Genomic DNA, 22988 nt, shown 5'->3' with positions numbered 1-22988 from the left:
CTGCCCTGTTTAAGCCAGTATTTGGGGACCTTTCCGGGCGACTCCGATGACAGAAACATCGAGTAACACAGACGTTTCCCCGGATCTCTTGACGGTGGGGTTAACCGCTTACTACGTTGCGGCGGCAGAAGGCTCGCTCTGCGCCACCCCAGCCGAACAGGACCGCACCATGGCTGAAACAGCACATCCGATGCCGCTGGACAAGCGGCGCAGGAAGTCCCCAGCACCCTCCCCACCCGCCGTCGCCCAGCACCGGCTGTCCCTGTGGCAGCGGATCAAGCGCGACAAGGTGATGCTGCTGCTGACCCTGCCCGGACTGCTGTACTTCGTGGTGTTCCACTACATTCCGCTGCTCGGGTACATGGTCGCCTTCCAGGACTACCAGCCGTACCTCGGCTATATGCACAGCGCGTGGACGGGCTTCGCCAACTTCTCCAGCGCCTTCGCCGACCCGGCCTTCTGGTCGGCCACCGGCAACACGGTGGAGATCGCCTTCGTCCAGCTGGTCTTCTTCTTCCCCGTGCCGATCGCGCTCGCCCTGCTGCTCAACAGCATCGTCAGCGACAAGCTCCGCCGGTTCATCCAGAGCGTGGTCTATCTGCCGCACTTCATCGGCTGGGTGATCATCGTCTCGATCTTCCAGCAGGTCCTGGGCGGCGCCGGGCTCCTGCCCGATCTGCTCGGGGACCTGGGGCTGCCGCGCTACGACATGATGAGCGACCCCAACGCCTTCCCCTGGCTGATCGCCCTCCAGTCCATCTGGAAGGACGCGGGCTGGGGGACGATCATCATCCTCGCCGCCCTCCTCGGCATCGACAAGCAGCAGTACGAGGCGGCGGCCATCGACGGGGCCAACCGCTGGCGCCGGCTCTGGCACGTCACGCTCCCCGGTATCGCCCCGGTGATCATCCTGCTGCTGATCCTGAACCTCGGCCAGATCCTCTCCGTCGGCTTCGAGCAGATCCTGCTCCAGCGCGACGCGGTCGGCCCCGGCTCCGGTGAGGTGCTCGACACCTACGTCTACTACCACGGCATCAAGGACAACCAGTGGGGCATCTCGGCGGCTGTCGGCCTGGTGAAGGCAGTCGTGGGAACCGTACTCGTCCTGGGCGCGAACAAGTTCGCCCACCGTCTCGGCCATGAAGGGGTGTACCGCGGTGCGGACAGCTGAGAAGTCACCGGCGAAAGCCCCCGTCACCGCGGCGCCGCTCGCGGCGGCGCCCGTGATCAGGCCGTCGGACGGCCGCCCGCCGTGGATGGAGCGGCCGACCCGCATCGGCCTCACCGGCAAGGCTGTCGTCCTGGTCCTCGTCGTGCTCGCCGTGGCCTATCCGCTGCTCGGCGTGATCGGCACGAGCTTCGCCTCGCAGACCGACATCATCAAGTCCACCGGCCTCGTCCTGTGGCCCGACCACCCCACGCTCGACGCGTACCGCACCATCTTCACCGGCGGTGTGGTCACCCGGGCGCTCCTGGTGAGCGTGGGCATCACGGTCTTCGGTACCGCGGCCAGCCTGCTCGCCACCATCGGCATGGCGTACGGGCTCTCCCGCCGCAATGTCACAGGCTCCCGTTTCATCCTCATGACGGCCCTGTTCACGATGCTCTTCAACGCCGGCATCATCCCGAACTTCCTGCTGGTCAACCAGCTGGGCCTCTACAACACCTACGCCGCCCTCGTCATCCCGACCCTGATGAGCGCCTTCAACCTGGTCGTGCTGCGGGCCTTCTTCATGAACCTGCCCGAGGAGCTGTACGACGCCGCGCGGGTCGACGGCGCCGGGGACTTCCGCATCCTGCTCCAGGTCGTCCTGCCGCTCTCCAAGGCGGTCATCGCGGTCGTCGGCCTCTTCTACGCCGTCGCGTACTGGAACGCCTTCTTCAACTCGCTGCTCTACCTCCAGGACTCGGACAAGTGGCCGCTGCCGATGGTGCTGCGCACCTTCGTCCTGCAGGGCCAGAGTCTGAGCGGCGCCGCGGCGGGCGAGAGCGTCGCCCCGCAGGAGGCCGTGCAGATGGGCGTCCTGGTCGTCGCCGTCGTACCGATCCTGCTCGTCTATCCGTTCGTCCAGCGCTACTTCACCAAGGGCGTGCTCACCGGCGCCATCAAGGGCTGAGCGGCCTCCGTCTGCCGACCAGCGCCGTCGGCTGACCAGCCCCCATCGGCTGAGCAGCCCCGCCACCCCCCCGGCCTTCCCTCCCTTCTCTCAAGGAGATGTCCGTGCCGAGCTCCACCCCGATCAACCGCAGAGCCCTCTTCCGGATGGGCGCCGGTCTGGGCCTCGGCCTCGCCGCGACCCCGCTGCTCGCCGCCTGCGGCGACGGCGGTACCGCGGCCAAGGCCGAGACCAAGAGCGCGAGCCTGCTGCCGGCCACCACGGTGCGCAATGTCGGCCTCAAGCCCGATCTGCCGGGCACGGCGGCGGGCGTCCCGCAGGCCTTCTACACGTATCCGAAGACCACGCCGCGCGCCACCAAGGGGCAGATCCTCAAGGGCGCGAAGCCGGTGTCGGCGGCGATGGAGACCTTCTCGCCGCCTCCTCCGGCACGCGGCAAGAACGCCGCCTGGCAGGCGATCGAGAAGCTGCTCGGCGGGAAGGTCGACGTCACCGCCGTCCCGACCGACGACTACTCGACCAAGTTCACCACGATGGTCGCCAGCGACACCCTGCCGGACATCTTCATGTATCCGGAGACCGGCGGCGTCGACAACAAGGCGGCGTTCTGCGCCGCCAAGTGCGCCGATCTGACGCCCTTCCTCGCCGGGGAGAAGGTCAAGGAGTACCCCAACCTGGCGGCCATCCCGCAGGCGGCCTGGCAGGGCGCCATCTTCGGCGGGAAGCTCTACGGCATTCCGATCTCCCGGATGGGCACGGGCGGCGCCGGCTTCTACCGCCACGACCTCTTCGCGGAGGTCGGGATCGACAGCCTCGACGAGATCACCAGCCTCGACAAGTTCGTGGAGGTCTGCAAAGAGCTGACCCGGCCGAAGAAGGACCAGTACGCCATCATCGCGGGTGCCAACAACCTGCTCGCCATGTCGGCGGGGGCGCCGATGTACTGGCGGATGGACGCGAAGACCGGCAAGTTCGTGACGGACCTGGAGACGGACGAGTTCCGCCTGGCGATCGAGACGGCGCGCAAGCTCTACAAGGCGGGCTGCTACTACCCGGGCACCATCGGTATGTCCGGCGCGCAGAAGTCCCAGTACACCGACATGTTCAAGAACGGCAAGGGCGCCTATGTGTACGACGGGATCCCGTCGTACTACACGCCCAGCACCGGGTACGTGGCGGCGATGGCGGCCGTCAACAAGGAGTTCGACCCCCGGCCCATCACCCCGTTCAGCGACAAGGCCATCGCCTGGATGGACAACGTCTCGCTCCAGAACACGCACGTGAAGAAGGCGTCCCCCGAGCGCGTCAAGCAGCTCCTGGCACTCGCCGACTTCGCCGCTTCGCCCTTCGGCAGTGAGGAGTACACCCTCATCAACTACGGCGTCGAGGGCACCGACTTCACCCGTGACGCCAAGGGCAACCCGATCCTCACCAAGAAGGGCAGCCAGGACGTCACCGTCCCCTGGAAGATGCTCGCCTCGGCCGTGCCCGCCGTGTTCAGCACGGACACCGAGAAGGGTGTGCGGTACGTCCACGAGGCGTACGCCAAGATGATCCCGATCATGGAGCAGGACCCGACCCTCAAGGTGTCATCGCCCACCTGGGACTCCAAGGGCTTCGGCAGCCTCTACACCCTCAAGCTCGACGGCCTCAAGGACATCGTCTCCGGCCGCAGGCCCATGTCGTACTACTCCGAGCTGACGAAGCAGTATCTGGCGAAGGGCGCCGAGCAGGCACGCCACGAGTTCGAAGAGGCCGTCCAGAAGGGGAAGAAGTGACCACTCGGCGCACCGTCCTCCAGCTCGGCGGCGCGGCGGTGGCCGCCGCCGCTGCCGTATCCGTCACCGGCACCCCCGCCCTGGCCCGCTCCTTCGACCCGCAGCCCGGCTCCAGCGGGGTCGGCGACCCGCTCTTCCCGACGCTCGGCAACGGCGGCTACCAGGTCACCCACTACGACCTGACCTTCGACTTCACCCCGGTCACCTACGACTTCACCGCGGCCGTACGGATATCGGCGCGGGCCACCCAGGACCTGTCCGCCTTCAACCTGGACACCGACGGGCACACCATCGACGCCGTCACCGTCGACGGCCGCGCCGCCCGCTGGGAGTTGTCGGCCGGCAGCAGTGGCCAGGAGCTGACGCTCACCCCGGCCCGGCCCCTGCACGACGGCCGGCCCTTCACCGTCGAGATCCGCTACCACGGCAACGGCAAGGACAAGCGGCTCGGCCTGAACGGCTGGGTCTTCGGCAGCGAGGGCGGCTTCGCCTCCGCGGTGCAGTCCTCCCGCGCCGACACCTTCCTGCCCTGCAACGACACCCCGTCCTCCAAGGCGACGTGGGCCTTCCACATCAGCGCCCCGAAGGGCTATGTGGCCGCCGCCAACGGCGAACTGCTGCACCGCACCCCGCGCGCGGACGGCTCCGCGGTCTGGCACTTCGCGCTCCGCGAGCGGATGCCCACCGAACTGCTCGGCATCGCCGTCGTCAAGGGCACCTATCTGTACGGCCACAGCCACACAGGCCTGCCGCTGCGCCACATCGTGCCGCAGGGCCACGAGGACACCTACGCGCCGGTCGTGGCGCGCACCGCCGACCATCTGGCCTGGCTGGAGGCGAAGTTCGGGCGGTTCCCGTTCTCCACGTACGGGCTCCACATCTACGACGGCTACACCGACGCACTGGAGAACCAGACTCTCACGCTGATGGGCACCAACTGGTTCAAGCCCGACGCCGACGGCAACCCGACGTACGAGAACACCATGGTCCACGAGCTGACCCACCAGTGGTTCGGCGACTCCGTCACCCCGCACGACTGGCAGCAGGCCTGGCTCAACGAGGGCCCCGCCACCTACTACGCCGCCGTGTACAGCGAGGAGCGCGGCTGGTCGGTCGTCGCGGACAAGATGAAGGCCACCTACGGGACGCTCGACGCGGTCCGCGCCAAGGACGGCCCGCCCGGACTGCCCAAGGCGCTCGGCGGCGCCAACATCTACGACGGCGGGGCGCTCGTCCTGTACGCGCTCAACCAGCAGGTCGGGCAGCGCACGTTCGACCGGATCATGCGTGAGTGGGTCCGGCGCTTCAAGGACTCGACGTACACCAGCGAGAAGTTCATCCGCCACACGGTCGACGTCACGGGCGACCGCACCCTGGACCGATTCCTGCGCGACTGGCTGTTCGGCGCCACCAACCCGCCGATGCCCGGCCACCCCGACTGGAAGGCTGCCGCATGACCCGCCGCACCACCCACCGCCCGGCTGCCCGGCGGATCGGCACGGCGCTCGCCGCCGTCGCCGCGCTGCTCGCCACCGCACCGGTCGCCCAGGCCGCCCGCCCCACGCACACCGACACCCTGTACGCGGCCCCGCACGGCGCCGGATCGTCCTGCACCCACAGCCGCCCCTGCTCGCTCGACGGCGCCCGGGACAAGGCCCGCACCCTGCACGGCCATGCGGTGACCGTGCAGCTCGCCGGGGGTACGTACACCCGCACCGCGCCCCTGGCGCTCACCGTGGCTGACTCCGGCACCACCTGGACCGCGGCGCCCGGCGCCCGCCCCGTCCTCTCCGGCGGACGCACCCTCACCGGCTGGACGAAGACCTCGGGCGGGGCCTGGACCACGCGGGTGCCCGACGGCATCACACCGCGCCAGCTCTTCGTCGACGGAGTCCGGGCCACCCCCGCACGCGGCGCTGCCTGCGCCGCCAGTGTCTGCGACGCCACCAAGACCGGCATGACCGGCGCGAAGGCCACCGGGATAGCCAAGTGGAAGCGGCCCACCGACGCCGAAGCCGTCATCAAGGTCCGCTGGCGCAACTACCACTGCCGGATCGCCGGGGTCAGCGGCGACACCCTGACCTTCGCCCGGCCCTGCTGGACCAACTCGGCGAGCGGCACCGACCGCACCGGACCCTCCTGGGACTCCACGACCGTCGACTCCGCGCGCTACACAGGCGTCGCCTTCTTCGAGAACGCCCCCGAACTCCTGGACCAGCCAGGCGAGTTCGTCCATGACTCGGCGGCGCACACCGTCACCTACCTGCCGCGCAGGGGCGAGGACATGCGGCGCGCCACCGCCGTCACACCGGCGACAGAGCAGCTGATGACGGTCAACGGCGCCCACAACGTCCGTATCAAGGGGGTCGGCTTCGCCTATGCCGCCTACCACCAGCCGGACACCGACGAGGGGTACGCCGGAATGCAGGCCGGACTCACCCTCACCGGCGCCACCGGCCCGGTCGACCACTCCGGCCGCTACTACACCAAGCCGTCGGCCGCGCTTACTGTGCACGGCGGACGCCATGTCACCGTCGAAGGGGCGCGCTTCACCCACCTCGGCGGCGCGGGCGCCGTCCTCGAAGCGGGCACCAAGGACTCCGGCATCACCCGCTCCGACTTCACCGACCTGTCGTCGGGCGCCGCGTACATCGGCGACACGGATCCGACGCCCGCACCCGAACTGACCGGTGAGCGCAACACGTTCGCCTACAACACGGTCACCCGCGCAGGTGTCGAGTACACCGACGCGGCCGCCGTCTGGGCGGGGTACGAAGCCGGGCTGACGGTCGATCACAACACCCTCGACCAGCTTCCCTACTCCGGCATCTCGGTCGGCTGGGGCTGGAACCAGCCCGGTGCGCAGAAGTCGGTGCTGCGCGACAACCGGATCACCGACAACCGCATCACGCACGTCATGCAGGTCAAGGACGCCCAGCACGACGGCGGCGCGATCTACACCCAGGGCGCCCAGCCCGGCACGGTGATCTCCGGGAACTACATCAACCGCTCCGCGTACGGCAACACCGAGCGCGACGGCAACGGCATCTACCTCGACGAGCAGTCCTCGTACATCACCGTCGAGAACAACGTCCTGACCCGGCTCGGCTACAAGTGGGTCTCCAACTGGGCCGACTACGGCATCCAGAACACCGCCCGCGGAAACTGGGTGGACACCGACGCGCCCGCCATCGCGGGGACCGGCTCGACCATGAGCGACAACCACACCCGCCTGGACCGGCTCCCGGCCGCCGCGCTTCGGATCGCCTCCGCGGCCGGTGCGCACCGCGGCCCCGTCGAGCAGCTCAGCCCGGACCTGGCCCGTACCGGCACCGCTTCCCAGTCGTCCACCGACGGGGCCGCCGCCGCGCTCGCCATCGACGGGGACACCTCCACCGACACCCGCACCCTCTCCGAGCAGGGGTCCTGGTGGCAGGTGGACCTGGGATCCGTACGCCATGTCGGGCAGGTCGAGATCTGGAACGACGCCTCGACCACCACGGCCGGCTTCGACGTCCGTACGGACCACAGGACCGTCCATGTCGACGGCAAGGCGCTGCGGCCCACGGTGCTGGACCTGAACACCGACACCCGGTACGTGAGGATCCAGCTCACCGGCACCGGACGGGTCGGCCTCGCCCAGGTCGCCGTACACCCGTAGGGCCTCGCGCCCATAGGCCCCGGACTGCCGTAGGGGGCCGGTCCCGTAAGGCCGGCAGGACCCGTAGAACCCGACGTGACCCGCGGGCCGTAGCCTGCGGGTCACGTGCCCGCACCACCCGTACCGCCGGCCCTACCCGCACCGCCCGCACCACCAGCCCCAGCGAAGGAACCCCATGTCCGACCTCCGTATCGGCATCCTCGGCTACGGCCTGCGCGGCAGCATTGCCCGCACCGCCCACCGCCCCGGAGCCGGCTCGCGCGTCACCGCACTCGCCGACCCCGACCCGGCAGCCCGTACGGAGGCGGCCGCGGCCTTCCCCGGCGCACGGCTCACCTCCGACCACCGCCAGGTCGTCGAGGACCCCGACATCGACGCCGTCCTCGTCCTCACCCCCGACCACACCCACGCCGATCTGGCCTGCGAAGCGCTGCGCGCGGGCAAGCCGGTGTTCGTGGAGAAGCCCCTCGACATCACGGTCGAGCGGTGCGACGAGATCCTGCGTACCGCGTACGAGACCGGCACCCGTCTCTACATCGGCCACAACATGCGCCATATGCCGGTCGTCCGGCTGATGCGCGAACTGATCGCGGCCGGCACGATCGGCGAGGTCAAGACCGTCTGGGTCCGGCACTTCGTCGGATACGGCGGCGACTGGTACTTCAAGGACTGGCACGCCGAGCGGAAGTACACCACCGGGCTCCTTCTCCAGAAGGCCGCCCACGACATCGACGTACTGCACTGGCTCGCGGGCGGTTACGCGCACGACGTCCAGGCCATGGGCGACCTGATGGTCTACGGCGACAACCCGCACCGCCGTGCGCCCGGTGAGCCCAAGGCCGCCGACTGGTACACCAAGGACGGGCACTGGCCGCCGCACACCCAGCGCGCCCTCAACCCCGTGATCGACATCGAGGACGTCTCGCTGCTGAACATGCGCCTGGACAACGGGGTGCTGGCCTCCTATCAGCAGTGCCACTTCACCCCCGACTACTGGCGCAACTACACCGTCATCGGTGACGCGGGCCGTTTGGAGAACTTCGGCGACGGGCCTGGCAGCACGGTGAAGGTCTGGAACACCCGCCGTTCCGTCTACCGCGATGACGCCGACGAGATCCACTCCGTCCCGGAGGCGCAGGACGAGGCGGGCCACGGCGGCGCCGACCCGCTGCTGATGGACGAGTTCCTGCGGTTCGTACGCGAGGGCGGGCGCACCGACACCTCCCCGGTCGCCGCCCGGATGGCGGTCGCCGCCGGGGTACGGGCGACGGACTCGCTGCGGGACGGCGGCACCCCGCGCCAGGTTCCGCCGCTCGACCCGGAGCTCATCGGCTACTTCGAGCGGGGGCAGCGGCGCACGGGGTGAGTGCGCGGGGGAGAGGGCCAGGAGGGGGGGGCGGCCGGGGAACGGTGCCGCCGGGGGACCGAGCTACTGGCCCCGGCCGCCGCACCGCCGGGGAACGGAGCCGCCGTCCCGGCCCGCCGGAGAAGGGAGCCGCCGTTCCGTCCGGCCCCTCAGGCCAGGAACTCGCTGATGGTCCGGTGCAGCGAGGCGGCGTCCAGCCCGTGCGCGGCGACATGCTCCTCGATCTGCCCGTACCGCCGCAGCTCCTTCCTGCCGACCCCGAGGCCGAGCACCCGGTGCGGCCGGTCGGACAGCGCGTCGTTCGCCGCCGCCGTCGAGGTACCGGCCAGATACGGCTCGACCAGCACCACATCGGCCCGGTCGGGGGCCTCGGCGGCCCAGCGCAGGGCCGCGCCGTCGAAGGGGCGCACAGTCGTCGCGTACAGCACGGTCACGTCCATCCCCTCCGTCGCCGCCAGGACCGCGTCCAGCATCGGCCCGACCGCGACCACCACCCCGCCGTGGCCCTCCCGCACGGTGCGGAACCCGCCCGCGGTGACCGGCTGCGGACGCCGGTTGGCCTGGAGCGACAGCCGTACGTACACCCGGTCGTCCCCCCGTACGGCGTCCCGCAGCAGGGCCTCCGCCTCGTCGGGATGGCCCGGTACGTGCACGGTCCAGCCGTCCAGCGTGTCGAGGAGCGCCACATCGCCCGGCGACATATGGGTGAAACCACCGGCGGGCCAGTCGTACGAACCCCCGGCGCTCACCAGCACGGCGCCGACGCCCTGGTGGCCCAGGTCCAGCTTGAGCTGTTCGAAGGGGCGCTCGACCAGGAAACTGGCGAAGGTGTGCACGACCGGGCGCATCCCGGTCAGCGCCATCCCGGCGCCCGCGCCGATCAGCAGCTGTTCACGGATGCCCACATTGACCACCCGCCCGGGGTGGGCCCCGGCCGCTTCGGCGAAACCGTCGCGGGTGATCTCGGCCAGTACGACGGCGATCCTGGGGTCCTCGTCCAGCAGCCGTGACGTGGTGGCGGCGAAGCGTTCGCGCATGTTGTCCATGACAATTCCCTCTCAGATGGTCCTGTCGGCTCTGCTGGTTCCGCCGGTCCCGCTCAGACGTTCTTGGGCTCGACCCGGGCGACGACGGCGTGCGGCCGGCCCGGATGCGGTGCGGTGAAGGCGGCGTACAGCTGCTCGTGGTCCCGCCCGTCGACGGTCAGGACCGACCACCCGGCGGCTTCGAACCGGGCGGCGATCCCACCGGGGGCGCCGTAGCTGGCGGAGGCGTTGTCGATCACCACGGTGTGCAGCTGGTCGAGCCCGGCGGGCCCGGCATACGCGACGGCCTCGTGCACCGAGCCCTCGTCCAGCTCGGCGTCACCGATCAGCACCCACACGCGTGGGTCGGTGAGCCGCTGCGCCCGTAGCCCGAGCACGGTGCCCACCCCCAGCGGCAGCCCGTGCCCGAGCGACCCGCTGCCGATCTCCGCACCGGGCACCAGCAGCCGGTCGGGGTGGTGGCCGAGCGGCGAGTCGTACGCCCCGAAGCCCGCGAGCAGTTCCTCGGGAAAGAACCCCTTCGCCGCGAGGACCGCGTAGTACGCCATGGGGCCGTGCCCCTTCGACAGCAGGAAGCGGTCCCGGCCGGGCGCCGAGACGGTCTGCGGTGTGACCCGCAGTACCCGGTCGTACAGGACCCAGAGGGCGTCCAGGGTGGAGGTCGCCGCAGGCCCGTGCTTCTCGTCGCCCGTCATGAGGGCCATCAGCCGGTTCAGGTCTGTGTTCATGCGGCCGACGATCCAACATCAAGCGCACTTGAGGTCAACTGGGCGGAGCGGGGGAAACGGGTTCGTGAGCACCGGCTGGAGTGCGGTATTGTTTCGGTGCGCGTTCGGCCGGGGAATCCCGGCTCTGACCGGGCATCGGGACGTGGCGCAGCTTGGTAGCGCACTTGACTGGGGGTCAAGGGGTCGCAGGTTCAAATCCTGTCGTCCCGACTCGTGAGAGTCGTTTGATGAGGGCCGGTTTCGGAGAAATCCGAAACCGGCCCTTGGTCATTCCTGGGGACAGTGGGGGGACCAGCCTCCTTGACGGGCCTACTGGGTGGGCGAGGCCCAGCCCGGCACCGACTACCAGGACCTCGGGCGGCGCCCCCGCCGACTCGGCAGCCCGAACGCCACTACCGTCCGCCCGGACAGGGCCTGGTACTCCCGTGTGACTTCGCGATCCTGTGGGGGACTCCGGTCGGGAACGAGTACGGTCACCGCGTGATCACCGGGGTTGCGTGGACTCCTGCCGCCCGACCGGCAACGCGCTCACAGGACGAGCATGAGCTTGCCGCCTGGGCGCCGGGACTGGCTGAGCCTGGCCGCTTCCTGAATCCGGTCGAGGGTGTAGGTGCGGGCGACCGGTACGACCAGGATGCCTTCGCCGGCGAGCCTGGCGAACTCGTTCATCTGGTCGTAGCGGATCTCGGTGGAGACCCGGACGCCCAGTTCGGCTGCGGCAGCGAAGTCCGAGACGGTGAGGACACGGTCGGGATCCCCGGTCAGCTCGATCAAGGTCGGTAGCGAGCCGCCGGCCGGACTGGGCCGGTCGGCGCGGTGTCCAGGGCGCGGTCCACGGGGCCTTGGGCCAGTGCGCTGACGCGTTCGGCCATGCCCTTGCCGTACGTGGTCACCTCGGCGCCGATCTCCTCCAGGGCGGCGGCCCGTGTCGGCCCGGCGGTGGCGATCACCCGAACACCCCGGTGCAGCGCGAAGCGCACCGCTGCCTCACCCACGGTGGAGCCCGCGCCGTGGACGACCAACAGCTCTCCCGGCTGGACGCCGAGGCCGTCGAGCGCGCGCCACGCCGTCTCGGCCGCCATCGGCAACGCGGCGGCCTGCTCGGCGGTTACGCCCTCGGGAATGTGCGCCCAGGCCGGCATCAGCGCGTACTCGGCGGCGCCGGCCGTCGGGCCGTCGAAGGCGGCCGGGCCGAACACGCGGTCGCCGACCTGGACGCCGATGACGCCCTCGCCGAGCGCGTCGACGGTGCCCGCGACCTCAAGGCCGAGCCCGCGCGGCAGCGGCGGCAGGCGGTCGGCGAGGAGACCGTCGACGACGTGCCAGTCGGCCGGTGTCAGGCCGCACGCCTGCACGGCAATTCGGATCTGGCCGGGTCCCGGCTCGGGCAGTGGGACGTCGCGGAGCACGATCACATCCGGAGAACCGAACCGGTCGAATTGCAGAGCCTTCATGACGATCTCCTGGTGATAACAGCATCTGTTGTCATCGACCGTACCAGCAGATAACAGCTCCTGTTGTCGTACCCTGGTAGGTATGCCTCGATGGGAATCAGACGCACAGGGGCGGCTCGAACGCGCGGCGCTTCAGCTGTTCGAGACGCAGGGGTTCGAGCGCACCTCGGTCGCGCAGATCGCTGGTGCCGCCGGTCTGAAGGAGCGCTCCTTTTACCGGTACTTCCCCGACAAGCGAGAAGTCCTCTTCGCCGGCAACGAACTTGAGGCCCACCTCGTCGCCCAGGTCGAGGCGGCCGGTCCGGGCCTCACCCCGATCGAGGCGCTGCTGACCGCGCTGGGAACAGCCGAGGAGATCTTCCGCCCACGCGAGTTCCTGCTGCGCCGGGGAAGAGTGATCGCCGCCAACCCGGCACTGGCCGAGCGCGATCTGATCAAGCTCGCCGACATCGCCGACGCGCTGGCATCGGCGCTTGAGCGCCGCGGCGTCGAGCCCGGCAAAGCGCGCTTCATCATCGACGTGGTGCTGGCGATCCACCGCCGCGCCATGCCCCGCTGGCTCGCCGAGCCGGACACCACCCTCGCTCAGCTCATGGCCCAGGCCGCCGCCGAGCTGCGTGAAGTGGTCGCGCCGCCGGCTCCGACGGTCCGCTGAGCCGGCAGCAGAAGAGGGGCAGCGCCCACTGCGCCGACCGCGACCCACTCCAGCGGGGCGGTGATGTCGAGCAGGGCGGTTGCGGCCTGGTCGTCGAGGATCATGAACCCCTCAGGAGGGGCAGGTGGGGGATGGCTCACCGGGGGGGCTTGAGGCGCAGGGCCAGGGCGGCCGTGGCGAGGCTGAGGGCGGCGATGGCGCAGAAGGCGATGCGGTAGCCGTCGACGACCGCCGTGCTGCCGTCGGCACTGCTGTGACCGGTGACGGTGGCGGCGATGGTGACCAGGACGGCCAGGCCGAGGGCGGCACCCAGCTGGCGGCACATGTTGATCAGGCCGGAGGCGACGCCGGCGTCGCGCGGGTCGATGCCGCTGGTCGATGCGACGATCGCGGGCATCATCGTCAGGCTGGTGCCCGCACCCACGACCACGGTGGGCAGCAGCAGGTGGGCGACGTAGTCGGAGTGGACGGGAAGCTGCCCCACCCAGACCAGGCCCGCCGCGGCGATGACGCCACCGATCATCACCAGGCGGCGTGCGCCGATGACGGGGATCAGCTTCTGCGAAAGGAGCACTCCGATGCTGATGACCGCGACCATGGGCAGCAGGGACAGCCCGGTGCGCACGGCGCTCTGGCCCAGGACCTGCTGCAGATACAGCGACAGGAAGAACAGCGGTGCGGTGATGACGGCGCCCATGCACAGCGTGAGCATGTTGCCCATGCGCACGTTGGCGATGGAGAAGATCCCCAGCGGGACGAGCGGGTCGCTGCTGCGGCGCTCGATGGCCACGAACGCCGCGAGCAGCAGCACACCGGCCACCAGGGAGACGATGACGCGGGCCGTTCCCCACCCCGCGTCGGGTGCGGCCGAGACGCCGTAGACGAGTGCCGCGGCCGCCAGTGTCACGGTGATCGCGCCGGGAAGATCGATACGAGAACGGCGCTGCCCGGTTGCGGTGGGTGCCAGGAACACCATGCCGGCGACCAGTAGGCCGACACCGATGGGGACGTTGACCAGCATCACCCATCGCCAGCTCAGCTGCGCCAGCACTCCGCCGACCACGATGCCCGCGGCCCCGGCGCTGGAGGCGGCAACACCCCACCACGTCATGGCCCGGGTGCGCCGGGAGGGGTCGGTGTGACTTGCGGTGATCAGGCTGAGGCTGGACGGCGCCAGCGCCGCTGCTCCCGCGCCCTGCACCGCCCGGGCCGCCAGCAGCATCCAGCCGTCCTGCGCCAGCCCGCCGGCCAGCGAGGCGAGCGAGAAGACGACCAGTCCGATCTGGAAGACGCGGCGGCGTCCGAACAGGTCACTGGCGCGCGCGGCGAACAGCAGCAGACCACCGAAGGCGACCAGGTAGCCGTTGACCACCCACTGCTGCGCGGAGGCCGACAGGCCGAGGCCCGCCTTCATGGACGGCAGCGCCACGTTCACGATGGAAGAGTCCAGTACCACCATGAACTGTGCCACGCACGCCACAGCTGCCACAGCTGCGAGTACGACACCGCGCTTGGCCACCCCGTGCGAAGGGTCGGCATCGGGCGGTGCGGGCGCGCCGACGCTCGGAGTGCAGTGTGGTCGAGTGGGCATGGCTGTGCTCCTCACAGTTTCCGGATAGCCTGTCCGCCAAGCGTAGAGCGATGGCGGATAGGCTGTCCACTTTGCGGGACCGGGCCCGGTCGGCGGGCGCACCAGAGCACGAACGGCACGCGTGGAGGCGTTGATGGAGGCAGACAGGACGGCGTTCCCGAAGAGGCGTGCAGCCGCCGAACGCAATCGCGACAAGATCCTCGACGCGGCCCGCGCGGCATTCGCCGACCCCACCCCGGACATCTCCATGGCGGAGATCGCCCGCCGCGCCGGAGTGGGCATGGCCACCCTGTACCGCAACTTCCCCGGCCGCCAAGAACTCCTCGAAGCTCTCTACGCCGACGAAGTCGACCAGATCTGCGCCGCCGCCACCACCGAACCCGGCCAGAGCCCCGCAGCAGCCCTCACCGCCTGGCTGCGTCTCCAGATCGCCTTCATTCCGCACAAGCGGCTCATCATCTCCGAGCTGCTGGAGCACACCGACCGGGACGACATCACCAGCCATCGCGCCCGCGCCGTGGACGCGGGCCGTCCCCTGCTGGCCGCAGCCCAGGAATCGGGCCAGATTCGTGACGACCTCACCCTGGAGCAGATCTTCGATCTGATCGTCGCCATCGCCAAGATCAATGAAACCCCCGACTATCTGCGCCCCCTCTTCGCCACCGTTCTCGACGGCCTGCACCGGACGACGGCATGACGGGGCTTGGCCAGGGCGGCGAAGTCAAGGAGTAGAACCGGTCCGCCGACTGGGTTCCTGTCCGAGGGCGCGAAGGCCGGGCCCGGTGGACGGGTGCCCCCCTCCCGGCCCGGTACACCGCAGGGCTCACTCCCGTACGGCGCAGCCCAGTCCGGAGAGCAGCGCCGTGGCCTCGGCGAGGGCTGTCGCCGCGCCCGGGGCGTCGGCAGCCGCCCGGACCTGGGCGAGGAGGAGCATCGACCGGGCGTGGCCGACCCGCAGGCCCGCGGCCTCGTGGGCGTTCGCAGCGCAGCCCGCGAGTTCTTCGGCGGCCGCGAGGTCCCGTTGCAGGAGACGGACCCGGCCCAGCGCCAGCTGCGCCTCGGCCGTGCGGTCCGCGAAGCCGTGCTCCTGGGCGAGAGCCACCGCTGCGGTGGCGTGTCCGGCCGCTTCCGCCGTCCGGCCCGCGGCGGCCGCTGCGGAGCCGAGGCCCGTCCTGGCGCCGGCCTCCACATGGAGCAGGCCGTTCTCCCGGGCGATGGAGAGAGCGCGCAGAAAGAACGGTTCAGCGTCGGCGTGACGTGCGAAGTGCAGCCGTACCGCGCCGACGGTGACCAGCGACTCGGCTTGGACCAGCGGGTCCTGCGTGGTCTCCGCGAACCGCAGCGCGGCCTGCGCCTCGGCCTCCGCCAGGTCCTGTTCGCCGCGGTCGCGGTGGATCGCCGCGAGGTAGCAGTGGCAGTCGGCCTGCCAGGTGGTGTCGTTGGTCCCGCGCAAGGCCGGCAGTGCTTGGTGCGCATACCGCAGGGCTTCGTCGAGACGGCCCACGGCATGCGTCGTACGCGCGAGGTTGATCATGACGCGGGCACGCTCCTGCTGGCCGTCCGCCAGCGCGAGGCTCCTCATCAGGTGGTCGTGCGCCTCCTGTGTGCGGCCGATCGGCATGCAGACCGAGGCGAGATTGAGATGGGCGCTGAACTCACCGTGCGCCCGACCGAGACGGCGGTTGATCTCCAGGACCTCGGTCAGGCACGCCGCGCTCTCGACCAGCCGGCCGAATCGCCACAGAGTCCCGGCGAGGTTGTTGAGCACGGTCGCCGCGAGGTCGGGTCGGCCGGCCTCCCGCGCGAGCCGCCCGGCCCGCCGGTACAGCAGGACAGCGTCGTCGGGCCTGCTCGTGTGACCGTGCAGGTCGGCGGCGGTGAGCGCGGCGGCGGCGCGCGCGCTCACGTCGCCGTGTGCGTCGGCCGCTGCGAGGGCCGCGTCGGCCGTGGCCTGCCACTCGGCCACGCGGAGGCTGCGCCAGAAGTACCCGCGCAGCCGGTCCGCGAGCAGCCACGCGTAGAGGTACGGGCCCTGCCGCGCGGTGTATTCGACAGCGGCGACCAGGGCGCTGCAGTGGCAGTCCAGCCAGTCGGGGGCGTCGGAGGGGCTGCCGTCGAACTCCGGGAGCGGCGCCGCGGGGATGCCGGCCGGCAGGGGGAGGCCGTTCCAGCGTGGGGCGAGGATGCCGACGGCCGCGTCCACGGAGTGCACGTACCAGGTGAGCAGCCGTTCCAGAGCGGCTTCGCGCTCGTCGGCCGAGTCCTCGGCGGTGGTGCGCTCGGCCGCGTACTCGCGGAGCAGGTCGTGTGCGCGGTAGCGGCCGGGGCCGTCCTCCTCCAGCAGGTGCAGCCCGGCGAGTCCGGCCAGAACCGCGCGGACCTCGGCGGCCGGCCGGTCGGCGAGCGCCGCGGCGGCCCCGGTGTCGACGGCGTCCCCCGGTACCAGACTGAGCAGGCGGAACAACCGGGCCGCGCCGGGGTCCAGTTGCTCGTAGGACCAGGAGAAGACGGTCCGTACGTCGCAGACCGGGTCGTCGGCGACGGCCAGTACGTCGAGGCTGCCGAGCCGCCCGGATCCGTCTCCCGGGGATGCGGCCTGCTCGAAGTCAGCGGCGAAATCGGCCAGCTTTGCGACGGGGTGGCGGGAGAGCTGTTCCGCGATGATCCGCAGGGCCAGCGGAAGCCGCCCGCACGCGCGGGCGAGCCGGGCGACGGCATCCGGTTCCGCGGTCGTACGGGCGCCGCCGATGACCTCCGCGAGCACGCGCGCGGCCTCCGCGTCGGTCAGTTCGCCCAGCGGCACGGACCGGGCGCCGTCGCGGATCGTGAGCCCGCTGAGCCGGCTCCGGCTGGTCACGAGGGCGCAGCCGTCCGCGCCGGGGAGCAGCGGCCGGACCTGCTGGGCGCTGTGAGCGTTGTCCAGGACGACAAGGGCGCGTCGGGCGGCCAGCGAGGTCCGCCACAGCGCCCGTCGTTCGTCGGTGTGGGCGGGGACGCGCTCCGGGTCGATACCGAGCTGAGCCAGCAGCAGGCCGAGCGCGTGGTGCGGGGTGACCGGGGTGCCGAGACCGTAGCCGTGCAGATCGATGTAGAAACGGCCGCCGGGGAAGTGCCGGCCTGCGGCGTGCGCCCAGTGCAGGGCCAGTGCGGTCTTGCCGACGCCGCCGATGCCGTGCACGACGGCGACGGCGGCCGGTCCGCTGTCCTCATAGGCCGAGCCGGGCAGTTCGTCGAACAGGGCCAGTTCGACGGTGCGGCCCACAAAGCCGTCGGGGCGGGCCGGGAGCAGGGAGGAAGCCAAGGAGGAGGTGGGCGGCTCGGGCGATGCTGCCTGCCCGGGGTCCGGGGCAGGCGGGGCTGCGGCTGCGGGCGGCGGAGTTTCTGGCGCGGCCGTGGGCGGGACGGGAGCGGTGCGCAGCAACTCGGCGTACAGGGAGCGCAGTTCCGCGGACGGCGGGGTGCCGAGCTGGTCGTCGAGGGTCCGCCGGACCGTCTCGTACGCCTCCAGCGCCTCCGCCAGTCGGCCGGACGCGCCGAGAGCTGCCAGCAGCCGCTGCCACAAGGACTCGCGCAGTGGGTGCCTGTTCGTCAACCGCAGCAGTTCAGCCACGAGTTCAGCTGACGGGAGGGCTCCTGCCCGCAGTTGGAGGTCGGCGTTGCGCTCCACCGCGCCGAGGTACTGCTCGGTCAGGGCGACGGCGTACGCGTTCTCGACGGGGGAGCCGGCGTCCGCCAGCGGGGTGCCGCGCCACAGTGCGAGCGCGTCGGCCACCAGCCGGTGCGCTGTCCCGGCGTCCGCTTCTACGGACATGTCGAGGGAGCCGTCCAGGGACGCTTCGAGCAACTGCTGGAACCTGAGCGCGTCGACCCGTTCGGGCGGGACGTCGAGCCGGTAGCCGCCGGGCGCCGTACGCACCAACTCGTCCCCGAGCAGCGAACGCAGCCGGCTCACCAGGGTGTAGAGGCTGGACGCGATGTGTTGCGGAGGACTCTCCCCCCAGACCAGCTCGGTCAGCGCGCCCTTCGCCACGGTCTGTCCGGCGTGCAGGGCCAGCGTGGCGAGGAGCGCGCGCTGGCGCATGCTGGGCAGTTCCACCGGTCGGCCGTCCAGCCGCAGGAGAAAAGGGCCGAGTACGGCAATGTCCAGCGTGGCCATGTCTCTCCTGCTGTGCCCCGGTCCGCAGTGCGCTGCCCTGACCTGCTGATGCGCCGAGCCGGCGGCGTCCGCAGGGGACGACCACCTTACGCGGACAGGCGTGGGCACCGGGCCCGAAGGGGAGCAGGCAGGCTCACGTGGGGCCCTCTTCCTCCTCAGCCGTAATGGAGGAGAGGAGAGGAGAGGCGGCGGGGCCGGGGCCGCGGCGTCCCGGGGGCTCGGCAGCCGGGACCCGGGCCAGTGGTCGGGCGCTGCCTTCGGAAAGGACGACGCACGCTCGTCCGGGTGCCGTCTCGGTCCGGTACGTACTCACCAACCACGGATGCTGCTCGCGAGACGTGTGACCACGTCATCAGGTGACCACGTCATCAGCGGCCACGGAACGCGTCCTGAAGCCGCTGATCGGCCCCGCGGAGCGGGACGAGGATGAGCATGCCCGGCGGCTCGGAACGCTCCGCGACCGTGGCTCACGATCGCTGTCCCCCGTCCGCCTGCTTGCCGCCGGGCACGTCCCTATACGAACACGGGGCCCTTTCAACGACCTTTCAGCAAACTCTCCGGGCCAGTACCCGCCGAGCAGGGGGCCAGGGGGAGGAGCTGACGTCCCGCCGGGGAGGACAGCGCGGTGGTGCCGACTCTTGGCCGGTCTGGGGGCCTGCGGGGAGGCCGGCGGTCACGGATACCGCCGGGAGGGCGTTCCGGCCGAGTGGCCGACGGGGAGCAGCCGCAGGAGGATTTCTCTCGGACTAGTGGGGCTCGTGGGCTTGCGGGAATCGTAGGGCTCGGGCGGGAGACCGGCGCGCCCGGAGCCGCAGGGCCTGAAGCGGGATCGATGCCGCCCCGGCACACGAGGGCGCAGTGGGAGCTGGAAGAGGGGAGTCGTCCTGTGGGCCGCAGGAGTGCTGTCGGCGGGAAGTTACGCGGAGTGTGCCGGACGGCTCCCGTCGCGGTGGCGGTGCTGTGTGCCCTCGCCGGGGCGTCGTGTTCCCCCGGCGGCGCTTCTGGCACCGGAGTGGATACGGGCCCCGGGGCGGCGAGGGCACACACCGCCGCCCCGGGGTGTGCGGGCACCCTGGCGGGTGTGGCGCACCCCGACGACGACCTCTTCTTCATCGATCCGGAGATCCGCCGGACCATCCGGGCCGGGTGCCCGGTCACCACCGTCTACCTCACCGCGGGCGATGACGGCATGACCCCACGGCGGGCGGCCCTGGACTATGTGGCGGACAGGGAGAGGGGGGTGCGTGCGGCCTACGCGGATCTGGCCGGGGTGCCCGACCGGTGGACGGAGAGGACGGTACGGGCCGACGGGCGCGGTATCCGGTCCCTGACGCTCGACGGCGCCCCGGCCGCCTCCGTGCGCCTGGTGTTCTTCGAACTCCACGACGGGCTTCCCGAGGGGTCGGACAGGGACAGTCTGCTCAAACTGTTCCTGGGCACCCGGCACAGCATCCCGCTCTTCCAGGGCGAGGGCACCTTCACCGGCGGTCAGCTCGTGCGGACCCTGTCCGCCCTGGCCCGGAAGCTGGGCGCGCGGCGGATCCTCACGCTCGACTACGACAACGCCTCGTTCGCCTTCGGCCTGAGCGGCAGGGTCGACCACAGCGACCACGGCATCGGCGCCCGCTACTTCAGGGATGCGGGATACGCCGCCGGGATCCCCGTGTTCCCCTACCTCGGGTACACGATGTCATCGCTCAGCCCCAACCTCTCGCAGAGCCAGGTAGCGCCGAAGGAGTCGGCGGTCAGGCGCTATTTGGCCCGGGCCGGCTGCCGCTTCCGGGACTGCGCCGCATCCGGTGTCCACAAGGGGCCGCTCGCGCCCGACGCGTCCCACTGGGTGCATCGCCAGTACCGGCAGATCCACCGTGCTCCTCGTCCGGGTGAGATCCTCGCGGACGTCGGCAGGACCACCGCCTTCACCAGCAGAAGGCCCGAGCAGTGCCTGGAAGCGGTAAGCGCGGAACCGAAGAGTGGTGCGGTCAGGCTCGACAGCTGTGCGGGAACCCCCGCGCAGAAGTGGGATGTCAGGGGTGACGGCACGATCAGGTCGCGGTTCCGCCGGGGCTACTGCCTCACCCAACTGGCAGAAGGCACGGGCCTTGACCGATGTGCCCCCTCCCGCCCGGAACAAAGGTGGACTCACAAGCCGTGGCGGAGCATGAGCTGGAAACGCACGGCATGGCGTCTCGTGGGCCGGGGGAACAAGTGCCTCTACCAGGACGACCGGAACCTCCCCCCGCGATGGGACTCAAGGACCGATCTCCACCCCGTACTTCGTCTGGTCGGCTGTGACGGGCAGACCCGGCCCGGACTCTATTGGAGCTGGCGCGGTGGCGCCCGTCCGGCACCGGGCGGTGGCTGACCCTCCCCGTCGGACCGGCGGCGGGGCGTCTCTCACCGGGCGTCCGCGCACCTGGACGCGGCTCGGGAGGCTCTCGGGATGCCGAATGGAGTACATGCCGTTTCACTGGTCCTTGGTGGCCGTACCGATCACGGGATCGAACGGCTGACCGGACGGTGGGTGTGCCGATCCGGTGGCCGGCTCACCGTGGAGCGGTTCGACCTGCTGCTCCCGCCGAGGCCCCCCGGCCCGGACCATGACACTTCCCCTCTCAGGAAGAGGAAAGGCATGAAGCTCACCCACCTTCGGACCACCGCCGTAGCCGCTTCCGCCGCACTCGCGCTGCCACTGTCGCTGGCGGCGCTGACGCCCCAGGCGTTCGCCGACACGTCGACTCCGAGTCCGTCCGCGAGCCACAGCTCCTCGCCGTCGGCGTCGCCGAGTACGTCCAAGCCCTTCGGACCGCAGTGCTCGTCGCTCCCGAAGAGCGGTGCCGGCAGCGTCGACAGCATGGCCAAGGAGACACTGGCGACGGCAGCGTCCCACGATCCGAACCTCTCCATGCTGGTGAGCGCGGTGAAGAAGGCGGGCCTCACCAACACCTTGAACGACGCGAAGAACACCACCCTGTTCGCACCCACCAACGCGGCGTTCAACAAGATGGGCAAGGCGAAGACCGACGCTCTGCTCAAGAACAGGACCGAGCTGAAGAAGCTTCTGCAGTACCACGTGGTCCCCAAGGAGATCACCCCGTCCCAGCTCTCCCAGGGGACGTTCACCACGCTGGAGGGCGGCACACTCACCACGGCGGGCTCCGGCACCTCGTTCAAGGTCAACAAGACGGCTGCCATCACCTGTGGTGACATCACCACGGCCAACGGCAAGGTCTACGTGATCGACGGGGTGCTGACTCCGCCCAGCTCGTAGCAGCCCCTCGTAGGGGACAGGACGGAGATCAGTGGCCGGTTTCGGAGAGATCCGAGACCGGCCACTGGTCGTTCCGGGGACACCGGCTCAACGCGGCCCCGGGCGGCCGTTCATGCCAGCGGCTCGTGGTTGGCCCAGATCGCCTTGTACGGGTGGCGGGCCTGCCAGCGCTTGATGAGGTCGACGGCCCCGGGCAGGGCATAGACCGCGTTCAGGGCATCGAGACCGGTCAGGCGCATCTGCACCACAGCGCTCGCGACGGCCACCGGGGCGTGGTCGTCCCCCGGGACACGAATGTGGTGCCGGGTCGTGACGGACTCGACCACTCCTGAGCCCCTCACCAGTTCCTCGAACTCGGTCAGATACTCGTCCAGATCGCTCGTGGGAATCGGATTGTCGAAGGCAACGATCGTGGTGTGGTGAATCATGCCTCCAGTGAACTGTCACGACTCCCGCGTGTCCAAGATCTATCCGTTCTCGATCCATGCCTGGAAGGAATCAATGCTTGCCCAGGTCCCCAGGTCCCCGGGCCTCTCAGGAACTCCCGTGGGATGTGCCCGCCGTTACGTGGGTGCCGAACCGGTGGCGGTGGTAGGTGAGCGGCGCGGCTTCCTCGCTGACGTGCGTCCCGGTGACGCGGCCCGCGGCGATGACGTGATCACCGCCGGGCAGGAAGTGGTCCACGGCGCAGGCGAGCCAGACGCCGGCACCGGCGAGCCGCGGCAGTCCGGCCTCCTGGTGCCAGCGGATGCCCGCGAATCTGTCGGGGTCCTTGCGGGCGAAGGTGGTGGCGAGGCTTTCCTGTCCGGCGCTGAGTACGTTGAGCGCGAAGCGCCGGGTGCGGCGCAGGACGTCCAGCAGACCGGAGTTCTCGTCGAGCGCGACCAGGACCTGCGGCGGGTCCATGGACAGGGAGGCGAAGGCGCTCACCGTGGTGCCGTACGGCGTGCCTTCCTCGGCGGTGGTGACGACGGATACGGGTGTGGCCACCGAGGCCATGGCGTGCCGGAAGAGAGCCCCGGAGACGGGGTGCGGACCGGAGGCGCCGGAGGGTGTCGTGGCGGAGCGCGGACCGGCGGCGCCCGGGGGTGTCGTGGCGTGGTGCGGCATGAGTCGGTCGCTTTCGGGGTGTCTGGCGGGGGAGGGCGCGAGGCCGGCAGCGGAG

The 22988-nt window shown here is 70.6% G+C and carries 16 protein-coding genes, 1 tRNA gene and 1 pseudogene; 11 read left to right on the top strand and 7 right to left on the bottom strand.

Annotation, left to right across the window (positions count from 1 at the left end; genetic code table 11):
- Nucleotides 1–169 precede the first annotated feature (169 nt).
- The 6 genes from ACWGKJ_RS17105 (at nucleotide 170) to ACWGKJ_RS17080 (ending at nucleotide 8922) form a co-directional block, all read left to right on the top strand.
- Nucleotides 170–1171 (top strand): ABC transporter permease, encoded by a 1002-nt coding sequence (locus ACWGKJ_RS17105; RefSeq protein WP_385018239.1) that lies wholly within the window; start codon nucleotides 170–172, stop codon nucleotides 1169–1171.
- 85 nt (nucleotides 1172–1256) lie between these two features.
- Nucleotides 1257–2117 carry a carbohydrate ABC transporter permease gene (locus tag ACWGKJ_RS17100; protein ID WP_385018341.1) on the top strand — a complete coding sequence of 287 codons (861 nt, stop codon included), beginning with the start codon at nucleotides 1257–1259 and terminating at the stop codon, nucleotides 2115–2117.
- A gap of 104 nt (nucleotides 2118–2221) precedes the next feature.
- Nucleotides 2222–3895, top strand: a complete 1674-nt coding sequence (locus ACWGKJ_RS17095) for an extracellular solute-binding protein (protein WP_453315760.1) — start codon at nucleotides 2222–2224, stop codon at nucleotides 3893–3895.
- Nucleotides 3892–5352: a M1 family metallopeptidase gene (locus ACWGKJ_RS17090; RefSeq protein ID WP_385018237.1), complete on the top strand. Its 1461-nt coding sequence runs from the start codon at nucleotides 3892–3894 to the stop codon at nucleotides 5350–5352. Before ACWGKJ_RS17095 ends, ACWGKJ_RS17090 begins: the two co-directional genes overlap by 4 nt.
- On the top strand, nucleotides 5349–7556 hold the full coding sequence (locus ACWGKJ_RS17085) for a right-handed parallel beta-helix repeat-containing protein (RefSeq protein ID WP_385018235.1): 2208 nt from the start codon (nucleotides 5349–5351) through the stop codon (nucleotides 7554–7556). The genes ACWGKJ_RS17090 and ACWGKJ_RS17085 overlap by 4 nt, the downstream gene beginning before the upstream one ends.
- A gap of 175 nt (nucleotides 7557–7731) precedes the next feature.
- Nucleotides 7732–8922, top strand: a complete 1191-nt coding sequence (locus ACWGKJ_RS17080; RefSeq protein WP_385018233.1) for a Gfo/Idh/MocA family protein — start codon at nucleotides 7732–7734, stop codon at nucleotides 8920–8922.
- 149 nt (nucleotides 8923–9071) lie between these two features.
- On the opposite strand, the gene ACWGKJ_RS17075 is transcribed toward ACWGKJ_RS17080, so the two are convergent.
- Together ACWGKJ_RS17075 and ACWGKJ_RS17070 are read right to left on the bottom strand one after the other, a co-directional pair.
- Complete coding sequence (locus ACWGKJ_RS17075) at nucleotides 9072–9968, bottom strand: transketolase family protein (RefSeq protein ID WP_385018231.1); 897 nt, start codon at nucleotides 9966–9968, stop codon at nucleotides 9072–9074.
- A 53-nt stretch (nucleotides 9969–10021) separates the two neighbouring features.
- Nucleotides 10022–10696 (bottom strand): transketolase, encoded by a 675-nt coding sequence (locus ACWGKJ_RS17070; RefSeq protein WP_385018229.1) that lies wholly within the window; start codon nucleotides 10694–10696, stop codon nucleotides 10022–10024.
- 136 nt (nucleotides 10697–10832) lie between these two features.
- Here ACWGKJ_RS17070 and ACWGKJ_RS17065 point away from each other — a divergent pair.
- Nucleotides 10833–10906, top strand: a tRNA-Pro gene (locus ACWGKJ_RS17065).
- A 318-nt stretch (nucleotides 10907–11224) separates the two neighbouring features.
- Here ACWGKJ_RS17065 and ACWGKJ_RS17060 read toward each other — a convergent pair.
- Nucleotides 11225–12150, bottom strand: a pseudogene (locus tag ACWGKJ_RS17060) (NADP-dependent oxidoreductase).
- 82 nt (nucleotides 12151–12232) lie between these two features.
- Between ACWGKJ_RS17060 and ACWGKJ_RS17055 the strand changes: the two are divergent.
- On the top strand, nucleotides 12233–12805 hold the full coding sequence (locus ACWGKJ_RS17055; protein WP_385018227.1) for a TetR/AcrR family transcriptional regulator: 573 nt from the start codon (nucleotides 12233–12235) through the stop codon (nucleotides 12803–12805).
- Nucleotides 12806–12941: 136 nt separating this feature from the next.
- Here ACWGKJ_RS17055 and ACWGKJ_RS17050 read toward each other — a convergent pair whose 3' ends face one another.
- Nucleotides 12942–14396, bottom strand: a complete 1455-nt coding sequence (locus ACWGKJ_RS17050; RefSeq protein WP_385018225.1) for an MFS transporter — start codon at nucleotides 14394–14396, stop codon at nucleotides 12942–12944.
- Between the two features lie 133 nt (nucleotides 14397–14529).
- On the opposite strand from ACWGKJ_RS17050, the gene ACWGKJ_RS17045 reads away from it, so the two are divergent.
- Nucleotides 14530–15093 (top strand): TetR/AcrR family transcriptional regulator, encoded by a 564-nt coding sequence (locus tag ACWGKJ_RS17045; RefSeq protein WP_385018222.1) that lies wholly within the window; start codon nucleotides 14530–14532, stop codon nucleotides 15091–15093.
- A gap of 126 nt (nucleotides 15094–15219) precedes the next feature.
- Here ACWGKJ_RS17045 and ACWGKJ_RS17040 read toward each other — a convergent pair whose 3' ends face one another.
- Nucleotides 15220–18552 carry an AfsR/SARP family transcriptional regulator gene (locus ACWGKJ_RS17040; RefSeq protein WP_385018220.1) on the bottom strand — a complete coding sequence of 1111 codons (3333 nt, stop codon included), beginning with the start codon at nucleotides 18550–18552 and terminating at the stop codon, nucleotides 15220–15222.
- 1081 nt (nucleotides 18553–19633) lie between these two features.
- Here ACWGKJ_RS17040 and ACWGKJ_RS17035 point away from each other — a divergent pair.
- Nucleotides 19634–20917, top strand: coding sequence for a ricin-type beta-trefoil lectin domain protein (locus ACWGKJ_RS17035; protein WP_453315759.1), 1284 nt, complete (start codon nucleotides 19634–19636; stop codon nucleotides 20915–20917).
- A 267-nt stretch (nucleotides 20918–21184) separates the two neighbouring features.
- A complete protein-coding gene (locus tag ACWGKJ_RS17030) occupies nucleotides 21185–21823 on the top strand; it encodes a fasciclin domain-containing protein (protein ID WP_385018216.1) in 639 nt (212 codons plus the stop codon).
- A gap of 110 nt (nucleotides 21824–21933) precedes the next feature.
- Here ACWGKJ_RS17030 and ACWGKJ_RS17025 read toward each other — a convergent pair whose 3' ends face one another.
- Both ACWGKJ_RS17025 and ACWGKJ_RS17020 read right to left on the bottom strand, forming a co-directional pair.
- Nucleotides 21934–22251: a hypothetical protein gene (locus ACWGKJ_RS17025; protein WP_385018214.1), complete on the bottom strand. Its 318-nt coding sequence runs from the start codon at nucleotides 22249–22251 to the stop codon at nucleotides 21934–21936.
- Between the two features lie 106 nt (nucleotides 22252–22357).
- Nucleotides 22358–22933: a flavin reductase family protein gene (locus tag ACWGKJ_RS17020; protein ID WP_385018212.1), complete on the bottom strand. Its 576-nt coding sequence runs from the start codon at nucleotides 22931–22933 to the stop codon at nucleotides 22358–22360.
- Nucleotides 22934–22988 lie beyond the last annotated feature (55 nt).

Source organism: Streptomyces sp. NPDC054757 (assembly GCF_053612185.1).
This window is presented reverse-complemented; position numbering and strand designations above follow the sequence as displayed.

Coding starts and splice junctions, on each gene's coding strand:
- ACWGKJ_RS17105 (WP_385018239.1), top strand. CDS start 170: ATGGCTGAAACAGCACATCCGATGCCGCTGGACAAGCGGCGCAGGAAG.
- ACWGKJ_RS17100 (WP_385018341.1), top strand. CDS start 1,257: ATGGAGCGGCCGACCCGCATCGGCCTCACCGGCAAGGCTGTCGTCCTG.
- ACWGKJ_RS17085 (WP_385018235.1), top strand. CDS start 5,349: ATGACCCGCCGCACCACCCACCGCCCGGCTGCCCGGCGGATCGGCACG.
- ACWGKJ_RS17080 (WP_385018233.1), top strand. CDS start 7,732: ATGTCCGACCTCCGTATCGGCATCCTCGGCTACGGCCTGCGCGGCAGC.
- ACWGKJ_RS17075 (WP_385018231.1), bottom strand. CDS start 9,968: ATGGACAACATGCGCGAACGCTTCGCCGCCACCACGTCACGGCTGCTG.
- ACWGKJ_RS17070 (WP_385018229.1), bottom strand. CDS start 10,696: ATGAACACAGACCTGAACCGGCTGATGGCCCTCATGACGGGCGACGAG.
- ACWGKJ_RS17055 (WP_385018227.1), top strand. CDS start 12,233: ATGCCTCGATGGGAATCAGACGCACAGGGGCGGCTCGAACGCGCGGCG.
- ACWGKJ_RS17050 (WP_385018225.1), bottom strand. CDS start 14,396: ATGCCCACTCGACCACACTGCACTCCGAGCGTCGGCGCGCCCGCACCG.
- ACWGKJ_RS17045 (WP_385018222.1), top strand. CDS start 14,530: ATGGAGGCAGACAGGACGGCGTTCCCGAAGAGGCGTGCAGCCGCCGAA.
- ACWGKJ_RS17040 (WP_385018220.1), bottom strand. CDS start 18,552: ATGGCCACGCTGGACATTGCCGTACTCGGCCCTTTTCTCCTGCGGCTG.
- ACWGKJ_RS17030 (WP_385018216.1), top strand. CDS start 21,185: ATGAAGCTCACCCACCTTCGGACCACCGCCGTAGCCGCTTCCGCCGCA.
- ACWGKJ_RS17025 (WP_385018214.1), bottom strand. CDS start 22,251: ATGATTCACCACACCACGATCGTTGCCTTCGACAATCCGATTCCCACG.
- ACWGKJ_RS17020 (WP_385018212.1), bottom strand. CDS start 22,933: ATGCCGCACCACGCCACGACACCCCCGGGCGCCGCCGGTCCGCGCTCC.